Annotated in this window: 2 protein-coding genes; both read right to left on the bottom strand. The window is 38.6% G+C overall.

Annotated features, from left to right (window positions below):
- Positions 1 to 449 (bottom strand): hypothetical protein (locus IV64_RS12535; protein ID WP_057707572.1); only part of this gene is annotated, 449 nt, incomplete at its 3' end.
- Positions 439 to 650: type II toxin-antitoxin system RelB/DinJ family antitoxin (locus IV64_RS12540; protein ID WP_057707573.1), on the bottom strand; the 212-nt coding region annotated here is incomplete at its 5' end. The genes IV64_RS12540 and IV64_RS12535, both read right to left, overlap by 11 nt.

The following is a 650-nucleotide window of genomic DNA, read 5'->3' on the forward strand; positions in this document are numbered from 1 at the left end:
TTGTGTTTAGCAAAGTCTTTTAACTGTTTTTGAATTCTTTGTGTAAGCTCTGCTTTACTTTCTTTGTGCTTCCTTTTACTTGATCGCTGTTGAATTATCTTTTGACCCTTACCTCTTCTTTTTGATTTTAGGTCAAGCGTAAAATCTGAAATTTTATTTTGATCTAGCTTACTTAAATGACCGATTTCTTTAAAGTTTAAATCGGCTTTGGGAAAGCGATAAATATTACCAAGACCGACCCAGGAAGGTTTCTCCAACCCAGCGGATTGCCAATCTTGAATCGGATAATATTGTTGCTTGATATAAGCCGACTTCTTTTCATACTGACTAGTAATTTTAAAAGCCTCGACCTTCTGTTCTGATACCCGACGAATTAAAACTGGCCGAGACTTGCCACCGTTAGTTTCTACAAAACTAACGTATAGGCTGACTAAGTCATTAGTCCTCATCTGGATCGTTGAGCCAATCAGCGACCTCTTTAGCGTCTTTGAACTCGGTGACTGGTGTCCCTTCGGTCGCCTTTAAAAAGCGTAAATTAGCTCTTTCTTCTTCGCTTAAAGACGCATTAAAAGGTAAAGCACCATTAGCAACAATCCGCTTGTAAAACATGTTAATGGCCGTGGTTGGATTTAAGCCCAATTCGCTTAAAA

The organism is Lactiplantibacillus xiangfangensis, assembly GCF_001438845.1.
Lineage (GTDB): Bacteria > Bacillota > Bacilli > Lactobacillales > Lactobacillaceae > Lactiplantibacillus > Lactiplantibacillus xiangfangensis.